Annotated in this window: 11 protein-coding genes and 2 pseudogenes; 11 read left to right on the top strand and 2 right to left on the bottom strand. The window is 65.8% G+C overall.

What is annotated here, in order from left to right:
- Positions 1-187: 187 nt before the first annotated feature.
- Positions 188-352 (top strand): annotated as a pseudogene (locus AC1PZ7_RS08940) (IS5/IS1182 family transposase); the annotation flags it as partial.
- A 351-nt stretch (positions 353-703) separates the two neighbouring features.
- On the opposite strand, the gene AC1PZ7_RS08935 reads toward AC1PZ7_RS08940, so the two are convergent.
- Positions 704-928, bottom strand: a complete 225-nt coding sequence (locus AC1PZ7_RS08935; protein ID WP_482359118.1) for a hypothetical protein — start codon at positions 926-928, stop codon at positions 704-706.
- Between the two features lie 297 nt (positions 929-1,225).
- Here AC1PZ7_RS08935 and AC1PZ7_RS08930 point away from each other — a divergent pair, with 297 nt between their 5' ends.
- From AC1PZ7_RS08930 to AC1PZ7_RS08905, 6 genes and pseudogenes are all read left to right on the top strand, one after another.
- Positions 1,226-2,164 (top strand): helix-turn-helix domain-containing protein, encoded by a 939-nt coding sequence (locus AC1PZ7_RS08930; RefSeq protein ID WP_482359117.1) that lies wholly within the window; start codon positions 1,226-1,228, stop codon positions 2,162-2,164.
- A 751-nt stretch (positions 2,165-2,915) separates the two neighbouring features.
- The gene (locus AC1PZ7_RS08925) at positions 2,916-3,086 is read left to right on the top strand and encodes a hypothetical protein (protein ID WP_482359116.1); all 171 of its coding nucleotides are present in this window, start codon (positions 2,916-2,918) and stop codon (positions 3,084-3,086) included.
- A complete protein-coding gene (locus AC1PZ7_RS08920; RefSeq protein ID WP_482359115.1) occupies positions 3,083-8,245 on the top strand; it encodes an autotransporter domain-containing protein in 5,163 nt (1,720 codons plus the stop codon). Before AC1PZ7_RS08925 ends, AC1PZ7_RS08920 begins: the two co-directional genes overlap by 4 nt.
- Before the next feature lie 224 nt (positions 8,246-8,469).
- Positions 8,470-9,407, top strand: a pseudogene (locus AC1PZ7_RS08915) (IS630 family transposase).
- An 840-nt stretch (positions 9,408-10,247) separates the two neighbouring features.
- Entirely contained in the window at positions 10,248-11,336 is a 1,089-nt protein-coding gene (locus tag AC1PZ7_RS08910) for an extracellular solute-binding protein (RefSeq protein ID WP_482359114.1), read from the top strand.
- A 107-nt stretch (positions 11,337-11,443) separates the two neighbouring features.
- Positions 11,444-13,066: a GMC family oxidoreductase gene (locus tag AC1PZ7_RS08905; protein ID WP_482359113.1), complete on the top strand. Its 1,623-nt coding sequence runs from the start codon at positions 11,444-11,446 to the stop codon at positions 13,064-13,066.
- A gap of 23 nt (positions 13,067-13,089) precedes the next feature.
- Here AC1PZ7_RS08905 and pdxR read toward each other — a convergent pair whose 3' ends face one another.
- Positions 13,090-14,616, bottom strand: coding sequence for a MocR-like pyridoxine biosynthesis transcription factor PdxR (gene pdxR, locus AC1PZ7_RS08900; protein WP_482359112.1), 1,527 nt, complete (start codon positions 14,614-14,616; stop codon positions 13,090-13,092).
- On the opposite strand from pdxR, the gene AC1PZ7_RS08895 reads away from it, so the two are divergent.
- The 4 genes from AC1PZ7_RS08895 (at position 14,609) to AC1PZ7_RS08880 (ending at position 19,817) form a co-directional block, all read left to right on the top strand.
- Positions 14,609-15,880: a mandelate racemase/muconate lactonizing enzyme family protein gene (locus tag AC1PZ7_RS08895; RefSeq protein WP_482359111.1), complete on the top strand. Its 1,272-nt coding sequence runs from the start codon at positions 14,609-14,611 to the stop codon at positions 15,878-15,880. The two genes, pdxR and AC1PZ7_RS08895, sit on opposite strands and share 8 nt — an antisense overlap.
- A 1-nt stretch (position 15,881) precedes the next feature.
- Entirely contained in the window at positions 15,882-17,372 is a 1,491-nt protein-coding gene (locus AC1PZ7_RS08890) for an aldehyde dehydrogenase family protein (protein ID WP_482359110.1), read from the top strand.
- 181 nt (positions 17,373-17,553) lie between these two features.
- Positions 17,554-18,630: an extracellular solute-binding protein gene (locus AC1PZ7_RS08885; protein ID WP_482359109.1), complete on the top strand. Its 1,077-nt coding sequence runs from the start codon at positions 17,554-17,556 to the stop codon at positions 18,628-18,630.
- Between the two features lie 113 nt (positions 18,631-18,743).
- Entirely contained in the window at positions 18,744-19,817 is a 1,074-nt protein-coding gene (locus tag AC1PZ7_RS08880) for an ABC transporter ATP-binding protein (protein ID WP_482359108.1), read from the top strand.
- Positions 19,818-19,819: the final 2 nt, after the last annotated feature.

The following is a 19,819-nucleotide window of genomic DNA, read 5'->3' as shown; positions in this document are numbered from 1 at the left end:
AGCACTGCGTCAAGCAGTGAAGGTGGCTGTCCTTTGCGGCTACAACTGCACCAGTCGCTCAACATCCCTGCGGATGCGCCGCAGCTCGGGCCACGGAAAATGGCGCCCCTCGGCACCCTCGGCACCGACGGTGATCAGCATGTCGAGCTTCGCGGAGGGACCACGCAGAGAGGTGGCGTCCGTTGCAAAGAAGGTACCCCGCTCGATCCACGAGGGCGCCCGCGACATGGCACAGGCCATCGCCGACACTGACGCCTATGTCACGTCGCGGCGGCAGCGGAAGAAGGTCGAGATGCTGTTCGCGCATCTCAAACGCATCCAGAAGCTCGACCGCCTGCGCCGGCGAAATCCGGCTTCGTGCCAGCACGCCTCAAAGGCCAACCTCTTCAACGGAATCCGCCAGGAGCGGACCTTGGATCGGCGCCGAGTAGCGACGTTCAGTGCGTGCGCGGAATGGGGGCAAGCGACGTGGAAACCTCCGACCTCCGACATCCCGGCGCACGGTCAATTCGGCGTCCGGAGGCGGTGGTCCCGCAGCTTTTCAAAACGGAGCGCGGCCTAATGTACGGCATCAACGTTCGGAACCGCTGGCGGACACGCTGGTGTCAGGATATTCTATGAAAATCCGCTCACTGCCGGCTCGATCATCATCTTGATGACTTGATCAGCCTCGTCCAAGAACGGCGCCATGCAGACCGAGAACCTATATCGCCTGTGGGATGATCTTTCCGATTTCGAGGCTGCTCAGCCGGATCGCGCCTGCGTCCATCTCATGGCGCAGCTGTGCCATCTGGTGGAGGCGTGGAGTGCGACCTGAGCCGGCGCCATACGCTTCGACGGCAGCAATGCGGCGGACCCGCTCCAGGGCGGGCGTGTCGGCGCGGTGCAGGCCCAGCACCCGGTCGAGCCGCATCCCGACGAACAGCATTTCAAGGAAATCCTCGATGTCTGGGATCGGCGCGCGATCGCCCCTTCCTTCCTGCTGCCGTTGAGGGTGGTCGGTACCTTCCGCACCTATTCGTTCCGCCGCGAACGGCTCCGGAAGGTGACTGAGACCGTAGTGGGGCTCACGCGGAGGGGCCTTCGTATCCGATCCGAAGTCTTCGAAGGATAGATTCAGGTGCACAGGAGTGAAAAATCGGGTTCCGACGCCGCGCTTGTGCCCAGCGTGCGGCTGACGACGCAAGGTGTCGCCCGACGGGAGCAATTCGAGGCCTGGCGGCAGATGACCGCCGCCATCGTCGACATCGAGCCGGTCGGTTCGCCGCAGCAAGGCTATCGCGGCAGTATCGACATGGTCGATCTGGGCGTCCTGCAACTGGGCCGGTTCGAGTTCGACCCGACAGTGTTTCACCACAGCCGCGACCATATCAGCAGATCCGGGTTCGATCACTGGTCAGTGATGGCCGTGACCGAGGGCGGTCTCAGAGCAAGAACGGGGGCTGCGGAGAAGAATGCGGCGGCCGGGTCGGTCCTTCTCAACAGCTTTGCCGCGCCGCTCTCCGGTGCCGCGGAGAAGATCGATTTTGTCTGCCTCCTCTTCGGTCGCGACGAGTACTGGCAGATCGCCGACACCCTCGACAGCGCGTCGCATCGGCCGGTCGCGGGTGCGATGTCTCACATCATGCGCGCGTTCGTCATGTCTCTCGCGGCTCATGCTCCGGCACTCACCATAGCCGACACCCCTTCGATCAATGAGGCTTTCACGGCCTTGTTGAAAGCGATGCTGCACCAGGACGCCGATACGCTCGAGGCCGCGCGCGAGCCTATCGCGGCGGCGCAGTTCGAGCTGGCGCGGCGCTTCATCAATGGGAACCTCCGATCCCCCGATCTCGGACCCGACACTCTGTGCTCGCATCTCGGCGTGTCGCGTCGCCAGCTCTATTATCTCTTTGCGCGGCATGGCGGCGTCGTCCGATTCATTACGGACCGACGCCTTGCGGCCTGCTACGCCGCCCTCACCCGGGAGAGCGAAAACAAGCTGATCAGCTCGATCGCCTTCGACTACGGCTTCACCAACCTGTCGTCCTTCTACCGGCAGTTTCACCACCGCTATGGCTTCAGCCCGGGTGAGGCGCGCTCCGCCTGGTTGGATGGGCACATGGCGCGCAGCGCCAAGGTGACGACCTTCGGGGAGTGGATGGCGCGCGTCGCAGAAAGCTAGAGCTGATCCACCTTTCGTGGAGGCGCAGAACAGCTCCAATTGCTTGTTTTGACGCAACTCCTGACCGAAGGTCGGTTCCCGCATCCCGAGATTCGCTCCAAAGCACGTCCCGTTCAGATTGAATCGACCTGAACGAAAAGGAACTGCTCAGATATCTGAATCTGGAGCCATTACCGGTGCGGCCGGGTCGGTCCGAAGAGGCCGCACTCAAAGCGTTTGAACCCGACCCCGCAGTGCCTGCGACCGCTGGAACGTTGCCGGAGCCCGAGGTTCAAAGTCGCCCGGCTCGATTCGGCGAAGCCGGGTCCGTTCCAGTTGGAATTAACGGTCGTTAACGAACACCGCCGGACTCCGAAGCCCGACTATACCGCCGTGCACCATTTTTCGCGCTGCGTGCAAAGTGGACGCCCTCCCGTCGTCCCGTTCGATGCCCTTGGCTAAGCAGGACTTTGCCATCTGCGCGCGCATCCTCGCGGGCGGATCGCAATGCATGCGGGCGAGAGCCGGCCAGGCTCGCCGCCACGCCTGCCGCCTGATGTGCCAGTACGTTTTTCGGGGGACGGTCTCTGCATGAATATGTCTTCTCTCTCGGTCGCCACCCGCCTTGTCACGATCAGGAACGAATTCGACGGCGCAGTCCGTGCGCAGAATTGCCGGCGACCGGGGCTTCGGACCGCCCTTCTCAGCACCGTCGCGGTTGTGGCCCTCGCGGGGGTGCCCGCTTTCGCGGACGGCGGCGACGGAGGCGGGCGTGTTACTTTCAACGATGGTGGCCCAGGCGGAACATCAAGTCTCACGGGCGACGGCGGAAATGGCGGCGTGGGGATCGGCAGTGTGTTCGCTGTCGGCGGCGGCGGCGGCGGCGGCGCGGGTGTCAGCGCTGCTGGCGCCGGCGGTGCTGGCGCTGAAAGAGGTGGCGTGAACGATGGCGCCGCTGGCGCCGGCGGTGCTGGCGGGGCTTCGGATGGCGCCGACGGCGAGGATGGCGGCGACGGCCAGGACAGCATTTCCAATTCCGGCGGCGGCGGCGGCGGCGGAGCGGGCGCAGCGGGTCTCATTGCGGGGTCCGACAGTCCGCCGACCCTGAATGTGACCGGCGGCGCGGGCGGCGCCGGCGGCGCGGGCGGCTCGGTGTCCGACGGTAGCGGCAATTCCGGCGGCGGCGGCGGCGGCGGCGCGGGCGGCTACGGCTTCGTGTTTACCGGAACCGGCCCCGCCACATTGCCGGGGCTCAGCTTCGAGGGAGGCAATGGCGGCGCCGGCGGCAATGGCGGTCGCGGCGGCACCGACGCTACGGGTGGTCGCGGCGGCGGCGGCGGTGGCGACGGGGGCATCGGCCTGCTCATCCAGGGTTCGGGCGTTGATCTCGTCATTCCCTCCAATGTGGAGGGGGGCAACGGCGGCGATGGCGGTAACGGGGGCGATGCGGCGATCAGCTTCGCCGTCGGTGACGGCGGCGCCGGCGGCAATGGCGGGGACGGTCTGACATTCGTGCAGGACGCAGCCGCCACCATTGACGGCGGCGTCACCGGCGGCGCCGGCGGCAACGGCGGCGCCAGCGGTAACGCCGCCGGGGCCACCCAAGGCGTGGGCGGCGCGGGCGGCGGCGGCGGCAACGGCGTGGTTCTCGGCGCCGGCGGCAGCGTCGAGATCTCCGGCAATGTCACCGGCGGCGCCGGTGGTGACGGCGGCGCGAGCATCAACAACGCCAGCGGCGGCGTTGCCGGCGGCGCCGGCGGCGCCGGCTTGCTTGGGCTCAATGGCGGGACGGTCGTGGTCTCCGGCTCGGCCCAAGTCACCGGTGGCGCCGGTGGCAGCGGCGGCTCGTCTGCGGGCAGCGATGGCGCCGATGGCGCCGGCGGCGTGGGCATCCAGGGCGCCAACTTGACGGTAAACCTGTCAGCCGCCGTTATCGGCGGCCTCGGCGGCGACGGGACCCGGGCCAACGCGATCGAGTTCACCGGCGGCACCAACCGGCTGACCCTGCTCAGCGGCGCTGACTTCAGGGGTGCCGTTGTCGCGAACGGGACGAATGACACCCTGACGATCGATCAGTCTGGCGCAACCTATGATGTCGGGGCTTTCGACAGCGTCAGCGGCTTCCTCAGGGGCTTCGAGGCTTTCGAGAAGGCCGGTACCGGCACCTTGACGCTGTTTGGCTCGACCACGGAAACGACCCCGTGGACAGTGTTGGGGGGGACACTCTTGATCTCTGACGGTGGTTCGCTGGGCGACTCTTCCGGCGCGCTCAGGCTCGACGGCGGTACGCTGGAGGTGGATGCGACGACCGCGGTCGCCAACGCGATCGCAATCGGCGCCAGCAATGGTGCGATCGCTGTCACGAATTCGGCAGTGGTCACCGCGAGCGGGGCCTTGTCCGGGACGGGCACGTTTACCAAGAGCGGCAACGGCACTCTGAGGCTGACGACCGACAATTCCGCCTTCGCGGGGACGACGAACGTCTCGGCAGGCACGCTTGAGGTGACCCAAGCGCTCGGTGGCGACATCGAAGTTGACGCGACGTTCAAAGCCACCGGTTTCAACATCAATCTCCCCGGCACCATCTCTGGTACCGGTACTTTGCTCATGTCGAGCATTGCGACAGTTACGACCCTGTCGGGCGACGCCTCCGGCTTCACCGGCCTTTTGGATGTCACCACGGGGAGAGTTCGTGTAACCAATGCCCTCGGTTCGGATGTGAGCATCACGGGTTTGTTCGAGCTGGCCCAGTCGACCGACCGGACCTTTGCCGGGGTCTTGAGTTCCTCAGGCACCCTGTCCAAGACCGGAACGGGCACAAGCACGCTCACGGGCAACAGCGCGGGCTTCACCGGCACGACGATCGTGTCGGGCGGGTCGCTCCTGGTCAATGGCGTGCTGGGCGATGCGAGTTCGTCGGTGACGGTCGAAAACGGCGGCACACTGGGCGGCACCGGCATGCTCGGCGGCAACGTGACGGTTGATAGCGGCGGCACGCTGTCGGCGGGGGCGAGCCCGGGCACGCTGACCATCGGCGGGAATTTGGGTCTGGCTTCGGAATCGACGAGCCTGTTCGAACTGAACACGCCGGAGGTATCCGGCGGAGCGACGAACGATTTCGTGTCCGTCGGCGGCGACCTGACGGTCGGCGGCACGCTGCAGGCCCAAGCGGGTTCGGCCGGCTACTACAATCTCTATGGATACGGCGGTGCGCTCTCCGGCGCTTTCGATACGGTGAGCGTGAGCGGCCTTTCCGGCGGGATTGGCGCGGTGATCACGGCCGTTGCCGGCGAGGTGAACCTGCTCGTCGGTACCGACGGCCAGATCATCCAGTTCTGGGACGGGTCGAACACGACAGCGAACGGCACCGTCGATGGCGGCTCCGGCACCTGGGATGGATCGACCACCAACTGGACCAATGTCGCCGGAAGCTCCAACATCCCGTGGGTGAGTTCGGTCGGCGTGTTCATGGGAACGGCCGGCACGGTGACTGTGGCGGGTACACAGGCGTTCGACACGCTGCAGTTCAAGACCGACGGCTATGAGCTGACGGGCGGCACGCTGGCGCTGGCGCCGGCTTCGGGCAGCTATGGGACGCTTTCCACCGATGGCGGCGTCAGCGTCACCATCGGTTCGGTGATCGCGGACGGCACAGCGACCGGCCTCGCCAAGGTCGGCGGCGGCACGGTGGAGCTGACCGGCACCAACACGTACACGGGCGGGACGCAGATCGCCGGGGGGACGCTTCGGGTCTCCTCGGACGGCAATCTCGGCGCGGCGTCGGGCGGGCTGACCTTCACCGGCGGCATGCTGTCGACCACAGCGAGCTTCGACACTGCGCGGGCGGTCACGCTTGACGCGAACGGCGCGTTGGACGTCGCCACCGGCACGACGCTGGGCCTGACCGGCACCGTCACCGGCGCCGGCGGGCTCACCAAGGACGGCTTCGGCACGCTGGTGCTGTCGGGCGCCAATGAGTATGCCGGCGGCACGGTGCTGGAAGACGGCACCCTCCAGGTTGCCTCGGACGCCAATCTGGGCGCGGCATCCGGCGGACTGACGTTCTCGGGCGGCATGCTGGCCACCAGCGCGAGCTTTGCCAGTGCGCGCGAAGTGACGGTGGCAACCCTTGGCGGCTTCGATGTGGCCTCGGGTACGGAGCTCGCTCTGTCCGGCGCAATCTCCGGCGCCGGCACGCTCGCCAAGCTCGGCGCGGGTGCGCTGGTGCTCTCGGGCACGTCGGAGGTCGACTGGAATGTCCAGGCCGGCGACCTCACCGCCAATGCGGCGGATTTCTTCGGCGACGTGGCGATCGGCAGCGGGGCCGGCTTTACCTTCGACCAGCCGGCCGATGCGGACTATGCCGCAACGATCTCCGGCAGCGGCGCCTTCACCAAGGAGGGCTCCGGTGCGCTGAACCTGACCGGGGACAGCGCGGGCTTTGCCGGCACCACGACGGTGGCGGCCGGGCTGATGTCGGTCAACGGTTCGCTCGGTGGCACGCTCGACGTGCGGGCCGGCGGCACGCTGGGCGGCACCGGCACGGTGGGCAGCACCACGATCAGCGGCACCGTGGCGCCCGGCAACTCGGTCGGCACGCTCAATGTGGCGGGCGACGTGACGTTCAACTCCGGCTCGACCTATGAGGTGGAGATCCTCGGCAACGGCACGAGCGATCTGATCGCCGCCACCGGCCAGGCGTTCATCAATGGCGGCACGGTCGAGGTGACCGCGCTCGACCCGCAGACCAGCTACCAGAACGGCCAGAGCTACACCATCCTGACCGCCGCCGGCGGCGTCAGCGGGGCGTTCGATGCGGCGGTGTCGGACTCGATCTTCCTGGATGTGAGCGCGCAAGACCTGCTGAACGGCGTCAACCTGACCATCGCCGTCAAGGGCGACGGCCCCACGCCGACGCCGGCCGTGTTCGCGCGGGCGGCCGCGACGCCGAACCAGTTCGCCACGGCGGTGGCGCTCGACACGCTGCCGCAGAGCGGAGCCTCGCTCGCGCTCTACAATGCGCTGCTGTTCCTCACCAGCGAAACCGAGGCGCAATACGCGTTCGACCAGCTCTCCGGCGAGGCCTATGCCTCGGCCAAGGGGTTGTTTATCGAGCAGAGCGGGCTGATCCGCACCGCGATGATCGATCGGTTGCGCGCTTCCTTCGGGGCCGTCGCCAGCTCCGCCGCGCCCGTCATGGCCTATGCCGCGCCATCTGGCCCCGGCGCCAGCGAGGCCGGCATGGCGCTGAAGGCGGTTGCCGCGCCCGCGACGACCGAGACCATCGCGATGTGGGCGTCCGGCTTCGGCGCCTGGGGCGAGATGGATGGCAACGGCAACGCCGCCAACCTGTCCAGCTCCACCGGCGGCTTCCTGATCGGTGCCGACGCCACGCTCGGTGCCGGCTGGCGGCTCGGCGTCACCGGCGGCTACAGCTACACCGATTTCGATATTGAGGCCCGCAACTCCTCCGGTAACAGCGAGAACTGGCATGTCGGCCTGTATGGCGGCAATCAATGGGGTGCGCTCGGGCTACGCACCGGCCTCGCCTATAGCTGGCATGATGTGGAGACCTCGCGCGCGGTCGGCTTCACCGGCTTCGGTGATTACCTCGACGCCGATTACAACGCCGGCACTTTCCAGGCGTTCGGCGAGCTCGGCTACCGGATCGACACGGCGTTCGCCGCCTTCGAGCCGTTCGCCAACCTGGCCTATGTCAGCCTGCACACCGACGGCTTCAGCGAGACCGGCGGGGCGGCGGCGCTGACGGGCAACAGCTCGGACACCGACACCAGCTTCACCACGCTGGGTGTTCGCGCCTCGAAGACGGTGCTGATCGGCAGTGCCGCAACCACCCTGCGCGGCGCGCTGGGCTGGCGCCATGCGTTTGGCGACATCACGCCGCTGGCGACGCAGGCCTTCGCGGGCAGCGATGCCTTCACCGTCTCAGGCACGCCGATCGCCGAGGACGCCGCGCTCATCGAGGCCGGGTTCGACGTGCTGATCGCCGCCTCGACCACGCTGGGCGTCGTCTATGCCGGCCAGCTCGGCGACGGCGTCACCCAGAACGGCTTCAACGCAACGCTCAAGGTCAGCTTCTGAGCGGATGAGGGTCCAGACGGCAGGCCGCGCGCTCGCCCGCCCGCGGCTTCATCGTCGCATCCGCCCCCCCCCGCTTGATCCCGGTTGGCATCAAGCGAGGGGCGGGCGCCTGGAGTTGGCCATCGCCCCGCTGCCCTGGGCCAACCCCATCACCGCCCGGTCATGCGACATGCCCGCCCAGAAGCGGACATTTCCAGAGTCCGCGAAGGGTCAGGACCGCCGCAATCCCCACGAAGGACGATCTTCGGGTGCGGGTTCTGGAAGCGGTGGCGGCGGGAGCATCGGCCCGGTCTGCGGCGGCGCGGTTCGGGATCGGTGTGGCGACCGCCATCGTCTGGGCCCGGCGGGCGCGGCAGGACGGTGAGCGCACGGCCCGTCGGCAGGGCAAGCCGCGCGGTTCGCGGCTCGATGCCCACGAGGCCTTCATCATCGCCATGATCGACGTGGCCAAGGACATCACGCTGAACGAGATGGTCGCCCGGCTGAAGGCCGAACGGGCTCTCGCCATCGAACGCAGCGCGTTGAGCACCTGGCTGCGCGGGCGCGGCTGGACGTTCAAAAAAGTCCGCCCATGCGCTGGAGCAGGAGCGTCCGGATAGCCTGAAGCGGCGGGAGGACTGGTTCGAAGCCCAGCCCGACCTCGATCCGACCAGGCTCGTCTTCGTCGACGAGACCAGCCTGTCCACCAAGATGGCCCGCCTGCGGGGCCGTTCCCCGCGCGGCGAGCGCTGCCGGGCCGGCGTGCCGCACGGGCATTGGAAGACAACGACCTTCACGGGCGCGCTCCGCCTCACCGGACTGACCGCGCCCTTCGTCTACGACGGTGCCATGAATGGGGTCGTGTTCCGGGCTTACGTCGAACAAGTGCTGGTCCCCACGCTCCAACCCGGGGATATCGTGGTCATGGACAATCTGCCGGCCCACAAGGCGGCGAGCGTCCGCAACGCCATCGAGCAGGTCGGCGGCACGCTCATGTACCTGCCGCCCTACAGCCCGGACTTCAACCCGATCGAGAATGCCTTCGCCAAGCTCGAGGCACTCCTGAGAGCCAGGACCGAACGCACCGTGTGCCTTATGGAACGCCGTCGGTGCGCTCCTGGACGCCTTTACGCCAGCCGAATGCGCAAACTACTTCAAAGCCGCAGGACATGACCCGGATTAAAGCGGACGTGTTCTAGAGACGCTGGAGCTCGCCAAGGTTTTGCCTGACAAGCTTACCGAGCGCTTACCAGACAGACCACACTGCCGCCAGTAAGCAGAAAACGCCCCGACGGGCGCTCGCTACGCATTTGATTTTCATTGAGAAAATTGGAGCAGGCGATGGGATTCGAACCCACGACCCCAACCTTGGCAAAATCGCTCTATGCCGCCGCTCGGAACATACCAACTGCAGCACACGGCCCGCGCGCCAAAGCAAGCGACCGAGGGCACGCGCGACCATCGCCAACCAATGACAACGAATTCGGCAACGAAAATAGGGAACTTCCGCCTAGTCCAGAGCAAACCCGTGAGGTTGCTGGCGCGCCGACCAAGGTGAAACTGCGAACACCTATGTCGTTGAAATCGCGCTGGTTTAGAAAGCGCCCCGTACCTGGGTTGAGCGCCATTTCAGCCCCGCGCGTCAGCAATTCATCTCAAGCGAGATCGTGCACTTCGGTCTGTTTCGAATTTCTCACGCTTCTCGCTTCATCTTGGCCCGGTTGAGTCTCGGCACTGGCGGCGGGGCGAATTGCCGGCGCGGCAGTCCGCGAGATGGACCGCCATTTTTGTCAGAATGGACCTTGGGTTTCCTGCAAAACAAGCCTCCTCTGAGGTCCAGGCTGGACGACGCGGATGAGGGCGATGCCCCGCCAGGCTCGAAGGCGGCAGGGTTGCGAGCATCTCTTCACCAGGCTTTGAATCGGAAGCCGATCGGTATGGCGGAGGAGGCCGCACGGTTTGGCCTTTTGTCGGCACACCGACAGCGGATGAAGGCCACCACCCGACCTCAGGAGACGATGAGATGAAGCGAACCTTCGCCAAGCTATTGCCGATCGCCGCGCTCGGCCTGGCCATGCTGGCCGCGGGCGGGCCCGCCCGCGCGGCGGAAACGCTGCGTCTTCTGACGTGGGGCGGCTACGCACCCGAGGACGTCATCAAGAAGTTCGAGGCCGAATATCCCGACATCAAGGTCGAGGTCACACTCTCGAACAATGAGGAGATGATCGCCAAACTGCGTGCCACCGGCGGCAGCGGTTTCGATCTTGCCCAGCCAGGCTTCAACCGCATCAAGGCGGCGCAGGCGGAATTCGGCATTTACAAGCCGATCGATCTGTCAAAAATCGCCACGGACATGCTTGACCCTGTCCTGTTCGCCCGCGTGAAGGCAAGCACCGAGAGCGGCGGCAAGGTCTATGCCGTGCCCCATCTGTGGGGATCCTCCGGTCTTATGGTCGACAAGACCAAGGCCCCGGAACTGAAGGACTGGCTCGATCTGTGCGATGCCCGGTACAAGGGCCGGGTGTCCATGCGGCTTGCGCGCACCATGCTGGTCGGCTCGGCCTTTGCCATGGGCGAGGATCCCTATGCCGCCTATGGCGACCTGCCGAAGTATCAAGCGCTGATGGACCGCGTTGCAGCGAAGCTCATTGCCTGCAAGGACAATGTCAAAGCCTACTGGAAGGGCGGCAATGATCTGTCGGCGATGATGCTTTCCGGCGAGATCGTCGGGTCGGATACGTGGGATTCCACAGCTTACAAGCTCTATGCCCAGAACAACAACATTGTGTATGTCCCACCGAAAAGCGGTGCGGTGGGCTGGATCGACTCATTCGCCTTGCCGAAGAAAGGCCGCGCGGACGAGGCCGCGTATAAATGGATCAACTTCGTCATGCGCCCGGACATCGCCACGCTGATGGGGGCTAATACCGGCGCCGTGACAGCGGTGAAGGGCGGCATTGATTTGATGCCCGCCGACAAGAAGGCGGCTATCAATGCCGCATTCACGCCGGCCGATATTGCCAACATCAAATGGGCGGCGGTGATCCTGCCCGGTGTCGAGGACATCGAAGGCAAGACGCTGGAAAAGATCAAGGCCGCGACCGCCAAATAGCGCACGCCCTCACGCGGGCATGGTGTCTCCCATGCCCGCGAAGGTCGGCTATCCCGCGCGTGGGCAGAGCCGTGCGGCATCAGAAACTCGGCGCGAAGAGAGCATGAATGGCAGCGGAAGAGTTCGATTACATCGTCGTCGGTGCGGGATCTGCCGGGTGCGTGGTCGCCGAACGGCTGACAGCCAATGGCACGCACCGCGTCGCTCTCCTCGAAGCGGGCGGCAGCGATCTGAATGTCTGGGTTCGTATGCCGATCGGCTACGGCAAGACTTTCTACCATGATCGGCTGAACTGGAAATACATGACCGATCCCGATCCGGGGCTTGAAGGCCGCGCAGCCTACTGGCCACGGGGCAAGGTCATCGGCGGATCCAGTTCCATCAATGCCATGGTGTTCATTCGCGGTCAGGCGGCGGATTTCGACCAATGGGCGGCGCTGGGCAATGCCGGCTGGAGCTATGCCGACGTGCTGCCCGTCTTCAAGCGCATGGAGGACAACCTTGCCGGCGGCAATGAATGGCGAGGCCGGGGCGGTCCGTTGACCATCACGAGCGTCGACGACCTCGCTCATCCTCTATGCCGCGCCTACCTCGCCGGCGCCGTCGAGGCCGGGCTGGACGTCAATCCCGACTTCAATGGCGAGAGCCAGGAAGGCGTCGGCATCTACCAGATAACCACGCGCAACGGCCTGCGCTGCTCCGCTGCCACCGCCTATCTCAACCCGGCCCGCCGTCGCGCCAATCTCTCGGTGCGGAGCCATGCCCACGCCACCCGCATCCTGTTCGAGGGCAAGCGGGCGGTCGGTGTGGAGTATCGCCAGCACGGCGAAACCCGCCGCGTTCTGGCGCGGCGCGAGGTGATCATGTCCGCCGGTGCGGTGAACACCCCGCAGTTGCTCCAGCTTTCGGGCGTCGGGAATCCCGCTCTCCTGCAAGGCCACGGTATCCCGGTCGTCCATGCCGCCCCGCAGATCGGGCGAAACCTCCAGGACCATCTGGGTTTCGACTACATCTATGAATCGCGTCGGCCGACGCTCAACGATGTGCTCCGGCCCTGGTGGGGCCGCTTGAGCGTGGGGCTGCGCTACATTCTGGCCCGCAGCGGTCCGCTTTCGATGAGCGTGAACCAAGGCGGCGGCTTTTTCCGCAGCGGGCCGAACCGGGACCGGCCCAACATGCAGCTCTATTTCTCGCCGCTGAGCTACACGCGCGGTGTGCCCGGCAAGCGCGCCTTGATGAGCCCGGACGTGTTTCCGGGCTTCATCGTGGGGGTCTCGAACTGCCATCCCACCAGTCGGGGCGAGATTGCCATCAACTCGGCCGACCCGCTTGCGCCGCCGTCGATACGGCCGAACTATCTGGCGACCGAACACGACGTGACCGAAATGCTGGAGGCCGCGCGGTTCATGCGACGCCTGTCGCGGACATCGGCGATGCAGGAGATCATCCGCCGCGAGATACTTCCGGGTCCCGACACGGTCGGCGACGAGGAGATGATCCGCGACATCCGCCAGCGCGGCGGGTCCGTGTTCCACGCCTGCGGTACCTGCGCCATGGGTGTTGATGAACGGAGCGCCGTGGTCGACCCGCGATTGCGGGTGCACGGGATTCACGCGCTCCGGGTCATCGATGCCTCCATCTTCCCCTACATCACCTCGGGCAACATCAATGCGCCGACGATCATGGTGGGCGAGAAGGGCGCGGAGATGACGTTGGCTGACGCGTCCTGAGTCCCGCTCACCACGAGACGGCATCAATTCCTGACGGCGGCCGGCGGTCGGCTGGCGTCCCGGCGCACTTCGCGCAAAAGCTCGCCCAGTGCTTTGCCGGCGGCCGTGATCGCAGCCGGCGGGGCGGAGCTGAAGCCCAGGATGAGCCCCTTCTGCACGACCGGCTTGATGGCAAAGCGCTCCACCGAGGAGACGAAAATGTTGCGCTCGGCGGCGCGGCGCGAGATGTCCACCGCGTTGAAGTCCGGCGCCAGCCGCCCGACGGTATGAAAGCCGGTGTCGGTGCGCGCCACATCAAGCATGCCCCCCAATTGGCTCTCCGAAACGTCGAGCAGAGCTTGCAGCCGGTCTGCATAGACCCGGCGCATCCGGCGGATATGGCTAGCGAAATGGCCCCGCTCGATAAAGCTCGCCACCACCGATTGCAGGCTGGCCGGCGATCCCTGCAGCGTGGCGCCGGCGATACGATGGAAAACATCCACCAGGTTCGGCGGGGCGACGACGTAGCCGAGGCGGAGCGCGGCAAACAGCGTCTTCGAGAAGCTGCCGACATAGATCACCCGCCCGGACGTGTCGACGCTCTTCAGCGTCGGCGGCGGATGGCCGCCATAGTTGAATTCGCCAACGTAATCATCCTCGATGATCCAGGCCGCAGCACGTTCGGCGGCGCGTAAGAGCTCGAAGCGGCGCTTGAGGCTCATGGTTACACCCAGCGGATGCTGATGGGCGGGGGTGACGAAGGCCAGGCGGAAATCCGGCGCGATCGCCAGCCCCTCTTCGACGTTGAGCCCTTCCTCGTCGACGCTGATCGGAATGAGGCGCGCGCCGGATGAGATAAGGCTGTTGCGCGCGCCGATGGCGCCGGGGTTCTCGATCCAGACCGGATCGCCGGGATCCAGCAGCATGTTGCCGATGCGGTTGAACGCGTCCTGGGCACCGTTGAAGATGAAGACCTGTTCGGGCTCGCACACGACGCCGCGATTGGAGCGCAGGTGCATCGCGACCGCCCGCCGCAGCTCCATCAGCCCTTCCGGTGGCGGGTAGCCCAGCAGCAGGTTGCGGGGCTGGCGCCAGTAGCGCGCCACCAGGCTGGACCACAGCACCATCGGGAATTCGTCGAACGCCGGGATGCCGGTGATGAACGCGCGTGGGTTTTCCGGGTGGGCGAGGCGGGGAAAGAAATGCTCGGAGGCTTCCGCGCTGAGACTGGCGAGGCGCGGCGGCGGGCGCCCGGCGCTTGCGGCCTCCACCGCCGGCTGCGGCACAGGAATGCCGTGCCGCAGCGTGTCGGCGACGAAGGCGCCGGCGCCGATCGACGAACGGATCAGCCCTTCGGCCACCAATTGTTCATAGACGCTGACCGCCGTCGTGCGCGAGACGTTCTGGTCCATCGCCAGCGTCCGGCTCGACGGCAGGCGTTGACCGGGCTCCAGCTCGCCCTTGAGGATCATCTCCCGGAGCGCGCTGCACAGTTGAACAGTGACCGGCGTCTTCGACGCGCGGTCGATCTGCAGCGCGGGAAGCAAGGCTCCCCCCGGATATTTGACCACGCTGCCCTCCAACCGGCGAAATGGTCCGCCACTTATTTCAAAGTGGACCTTACAAATTTCCGAACCAGCGCAGACTGTCATGCCAGTTTGTAAGGTCAAGAGACTTCCGCGTCTCGGGCGGAAGGCATGGAGGCCTTGCCCGGAGGCGTGTCGAGACCAGATGAAAATCAAGAGCATCGAAACATTCTGCAACCGCTATGTCGGCTTCGTCCGCATTACCGACGAGACCGGCGCGCAGGGGTGGGGACAGGTCTCCACCTATCAATCCGACCTCACCGCGCAAGTGCTTCACCGGCAAGTGGCGCCGTGGACGCTGGGCGTGGAGATTACGGATCTCGACGACCATCTGGACCGCATCGCCGAGCGCGAACATAAATTTCCCGGCTCCTATATGGCCCGCGCCATGGGCGGCCTCGACACGGCAATCTGGGACTTGCGCGGCAAGCAGGCGGGGAAGCCGGTGGCCGCGCTGCTCGGTGGCACGTCAGGGCCCCTGCGCGCCTATGCGTCCTCGATGAAACGGGACATCACGCCCCAGCAGGAAGCCGAGCGCTTCCGGCGGCTGCGCGGCGACTTCGGCTTCGACGCCTTCAAGTTCCGTGTCGGTGCGGAATGCGGCCGCGACCAGGACGAATGGCCGGGCCGGACCGAGGAGATCATCCCGACGATCGCCGCCGCAATCGGTGCGGAGGCTGAACTGCTCGCGGATGGCAATTCGGGCTTCTCACCGGCACGTGCCATAGCGGTGGGGCGGCTCATGGAAGACAATGGGCTGGCCCATTTCGAGGAGCCCTGTCCCTATTGGGAACTGGAGCAGACCAAGACAGTTGCCGACGCGCTGACGATCGCTGTGACCGGCGGCGAACAGGATTGCGACCTGCAGACCTGGCGGCGGATGATCGACATGCGGGCCGTCGACATCGCGCAGCCGGATATCTGCTATCTCGGCGGCATCAGCCGAACGCTGCGCGTGGTGAAGATGGCCGAGGCGGCGGGACTGCCAGTGACGCCGCATTGCGCCAATCTTTCGATGGTCACGCTGTTCACGATGCATCTGCTGCGGGCCGTCCCCAATGCCGGCAAATATCTCGAATTCTCGATCGAGGGCGAGGACTACTATCCCTGGCAGGACGGGCTGTTCCGCAACTGCCCCTACGCGATCGTCGACGGCATGGCGCGCGTGACGGACGAGCCGGGCTGGGGGGTCGAGATCGCGCCTGAATGGCTCGCCAAATCCGCCTACCAGATCAGTGAGATGGCGTGACATGGCCACGCAATCCCTCGTTGCCGAATATTTCGCGACCGGCACGCTCGCAGGTTTGCCGTCGACCCATTTCATCAATGGCGGCCCCGTCCCGGCGGAGGCGGGCCGGCGCATGGAGAGTTTCGACCCCGGCCTGGCGCGCGCTTTCCACAGCTTCGCGGCGGGCGATGCCAACGATGTGGAGACGGCGGTCGCGGCGGCAAAGCGCGCGCAACGCGACTTCGCCCGAATGAAGCCGAGTGCGCGCGGAGCGATCCTGTCGCACGCCGCGGCGTTGATCCGCGCCGAGGCGCCGCGCCTTGCCGTGGTTGAGAGCCTCGACAGCGGCAAGGCGCTTCAGGAAGCCGAGGGCGATGTGCGGAGCGCGGCGCGCAGCTTCGACTATTACGCCGGAGCGGCGGACAAGATCGAAGGCCGCAGCTTCCCGCTCGGCCCCGACCATATCGGCTATTCCGTGCCGGAGCCGGTCGGCGTCACGGCGCATGTCATTCCCTGGAACTATCCGCTGGCGACGGCCGCGCGCAGCATCGCCGCCGCGTTGGCGGCGGGCTGCACGGTGGTGGCCAAGCCGGCCGAGCAGACACCGCTCTCGGCCCTGTTGCTGGCGGATATTCTCGCGCGCGCGGGCCTGCCGCCCGGCGTGTGCAATGTGGTCACGGGCTTGGGCGCGGAAGTGGGCGCTCCTCTGGTGGCCCACCCCGACGTGCGGCACGTCACCTTCACCGGCTCGGTGACGACCGGCATCGGCGTGATGCAGGCCGCGGCGCGGAACGTCTCCAGCGTCGTGCTCGAACTCGGCGGCAAGTCGCCGGTGATCGTCATGGCCGATGCGGATATCGATGCGGCCATCGAGGGTATTCTGGGCGCGATCTTCGAGAATGCGGGCCAGATCTGCTCGGCGGGCTCACGGCTGGTCGTGGAGCGCGCGGTCCATGCCGAGATCGTCGGGCGGCTCGGGGCGCGTGCCGCCGCGCTGACGCACGGCCATGGGCTCAGGCGGCCGACAATGGGCGCGGTCAGTTCCGCCGCCCATCTGGACAAGATCGCCGGCTGCGTCGAGGCCGCCCGGTCGCGGGGCCTTGATGTCGCGGTTGGAGGGACCCGCGCGAGCGACCCCGAGAGCGGCCGCGGCTGGTTCTACCGGCCGACCATTGTCGACGCCGTGCCCGCAGGCGACCCGATCGCGCGCGACGAGATTTTCGGCCCGGTGCTGTGCGTACAGATCGTCGACGGCGAGGAGGAGGCGGTGCACGTGGCGAACGACACCCCCTTTGGACTGGTCGCCGGCATCTACACCCGCGATTTCGCGCGGGCCCATCGCATGACGGCCGAGATCGAAGCCGGGCAGGTCTACGTCAACGAATATTTCGCCGGCGGCATCGAAGTGCCATTCGGCGGCACCAAGCATTCGGGCTTCGGGCGCGAGAAGGGTCAGGAAGCGCTTGCCAGCTACACCCGGACCAAGAGCCTGGCAGCCCGCATCCGCGACTGAATCCTTGCGGAAGTGGACTGGAGACTGAGGGAGAATGGACCTTTTTCGGGGACCAATTCATCCCTCTAATGCGCTTCAGGTGACGATTAAATATCTGCGGAAGGAGCCTGCTTCCCCCCGCAAAAAAGAACCGGGAACCACCCGGATGGCCGTAGCGACGGACCGACATGAGGATGGAACGATGAAACTGAAAACAGCTCTTGCCGTGACGACTGCCTTTTCCCTGATGCTTGCCGGCACCGCGGTGCAGGCTGAGACGCTTCGTCTGCTGACATGGGGCGGCTATGCCCCTGAAAACGTCATCAAGCTGTTCGAACAGGCCAATCCCGACATCAAGGTCGAGGTGACGCTGTCCAACAATGAGGAAATGGTCGCCAAGCTGCGCGCCACCGGCGGTGCCGGCTATGATCTGGCCCAGCCGAGCCATGACCGCATCTTCTCGGCGCAGAAAGAATTCAACATCTACAAGCCGCTCGATCTGTCCAAGATCGATGTGTCGGCCATGGCGCCCAATCTTCTCGAAGGCGTGAAGGCGAATGCCACCATCAATGGCGGCGTCTATGCCGTGCCGCACCAATGGGGCACGTCCGGTCTGGTCGTCAACACCGCCAAGGCATCGGGCGTGAAGGGCTGGGGCGATCTGTGCGATCCCACCTATAAGGGGCGCACCTCGATGCGCCTGCGGCGGACCATCCTGCTGGGCACCGCGTTCTCGCTCGGCAAGAACCCGTTCGAACTCTACGCCGATCCCGTCGCCTATCAGAAGATGCTCGACGAGGTGACGGACAAACTTATCGCCTGCAAGAGCAATGTGAAGACCTATTGGAACGGCGGCGACGAGCTCGCGACGCTGCTGCTTTCCGGCGAAGTCGTGGTGTCGGAAGCGTGGGATTCCACAGCCTTCAAGCTCTACGGCCAGAACAAGAACATCCTGTTCGTTCCGCCAGAGACCGGCGCGCTTGCCTGGATCGACACCTTCGCCATCCCGCGCAAGGGTCAGGCGGATGCGGCCGCGTACAAGTGGATCAACTTCGTCATGCGTCCGGAAATCGTGACGCTGATGTCGGATTCCACCGGCGCGATCGCCGCGGTCAAGAACGGCATCGATCTGCTGCCGGCCGACAAGAAGGCGGCGGTGAAGGCGGCCTTCGATGCCAAGAGCCTCGACAATCTGAAGTTCTTTGCCAACATCCCCCCCGGCATCGAGGATATGGAAGGCAAGGCGCTAGAGCGGATCAAGGCGGCCGCTTCCAAGTGACGTTCCTGTCGCGGCGGTAGACAACCGGACGAGCGGGCAGGAAACGCGATGCGGGGTTCCTGCCCAAGAACCGCCGGCACCCCCGGCGACGCCGCAAATCCTATGGGGCCGATATGCTCGATCTTGAATGCGTGAGCCTTACTAAACGATTTGGCGCCCATACCGCCGTCGATCGCGTTTCCCTTGAAATTCCCCGTGGATCCTTCTTCTCCATCCTCGGCCCTTCGGGGTGCGGTAAGACCACGCTGATGCGGATGATCGCCGGCTTCGAGACGCCGAGCGAGGGGGATATCCGCATCAAGGGTGCTTCCGTGATCAGCGTTCCGCCGAACAAGCGCGCCGTGAAGATGGTGTTTCAGCATCTGGCGCTGTTTCCGATGATGAATGTCGGCGAAAACATTGCCTATGGGTTGCGCTGCCGCGGCGATGGCCGGGCGCAGATCGAGGAGAAGGTGAAAGCCGTCCTCGAGCGCGTCGGTCTGCCCGGCGTCGCGCAGAAGAGCGTTTCCCAGCTCTCGGGCGGACAGAAGCAACGCATCGCCATCGCCCGCTGCATGGTTCTCGAACCGGATGTGCTGCTTCTCGACGAACCGCTCGGCGCGCTGGACCTGAAGCTGCGCGAGCGCATGAAGATCGAACTGAAGCTGCTGCAGCATCAGTTCGACACCACCTTTCTCTACATCACCCATGACCAGTCCGAAGCGCTGCTGATGTCGGATCGGGTGGCGGTGATGAATGCGGGGCGCTTCGAGCAGATCGGCGCGCCGCGCGACCTCTACAACGACCCGAAGACCGGCTTCGTGGCGGGCTTCGTTGGAGACAGCAATCGCTGGCCGGGACGTGTCCTGTCCATGCGGGGCCAGGAGGCGCAGATCGAGATCGCGGGTGGCGGCGAGATGGTGGCGCAGGCCGGTGATGACGGCGTGCGACCCGGCGCGCCGGTCGATCTCTTCGTTCGCCCGGAGATGATTTCGCTCCGTGCGCCGGAGGACGGCAACCGGCTGCCGGGCATCGTCGAAAGCCTCCTGTTCAACGGTGCGGCCAGCCGCATTCTGGTGCGCTCGGGCCCTCATCTGGTCGAGGTGGGGCAATCGCTGGTCGAGAACGGCGATGCCGTCGTGCCCGGCATGCCCGTGACCCTTGGCTGGTCGCGCGAGCACGGTCACTGTTTCAGCGTAAAAGGGTGAGT

This window comes from Ancylobacter sp. TW_SC_1 (genome assembly GCF_056836805.1).
Note: the sequence above shows the minus strand (reverse complement) of the source record. Positions and strands in the feature narration are given on the sequence as shown.

Bases quoted from the DNA above. Each gene is read 5' to 3' on its own strand.
- AC1PZ7_RS08935 (WP_482359118.1), bottom strand. From the start codon at position 928: ATGCTGTTCGTCGGGATGCGGCTCGACCGGGTGCTGGGCCTGCACCGC.
- AC1PZ7_RS08930 (WP_482359117.1), top strand. From the start codon at position 1,226: ATGACCGCCGCCATCGTCGACATCGAGCCGGTCGGTTCGCCGCAGCAA.
- AC1PZ7_RS08910 (WP_482359114.1), top strand. From the start codon at position 10,248: ATGAAGCGAACCTTCGCCAAGCTATTGCCGATCGCCGCGCTCGGCCTG.
- AC1PZ7_RS08905 (WP_482359113.1), top strand. From the start codon at position 11,444: ATGGCAGCGGAAGAGTTCGATTACATCGTCGTCGGTGCGGGATCTGCC.
- AC1PZ7_RS08890 (WP_482359110.1), top strand. From the start codon at position 15,882: ATGGCCACGCAATCCCTCGTTGCCGAATATTTCGCGACCGGCACGCTC.
- AC1PZ7_RS08885 (WP_482359109.1), top strand. From the start codon at position 17,554: ATGAAACTGAAAACAGCTCTTGCCGTGACGACTGCCTTTTCCCTGATG.
- AC1PZ7_RS08880 (WP_482359108.1), top strand. From the start codon at position 18,744: ATGCTCGATCTTGAATGCGTGAGCCTTACTAAACGATTTGGCGCCCAT.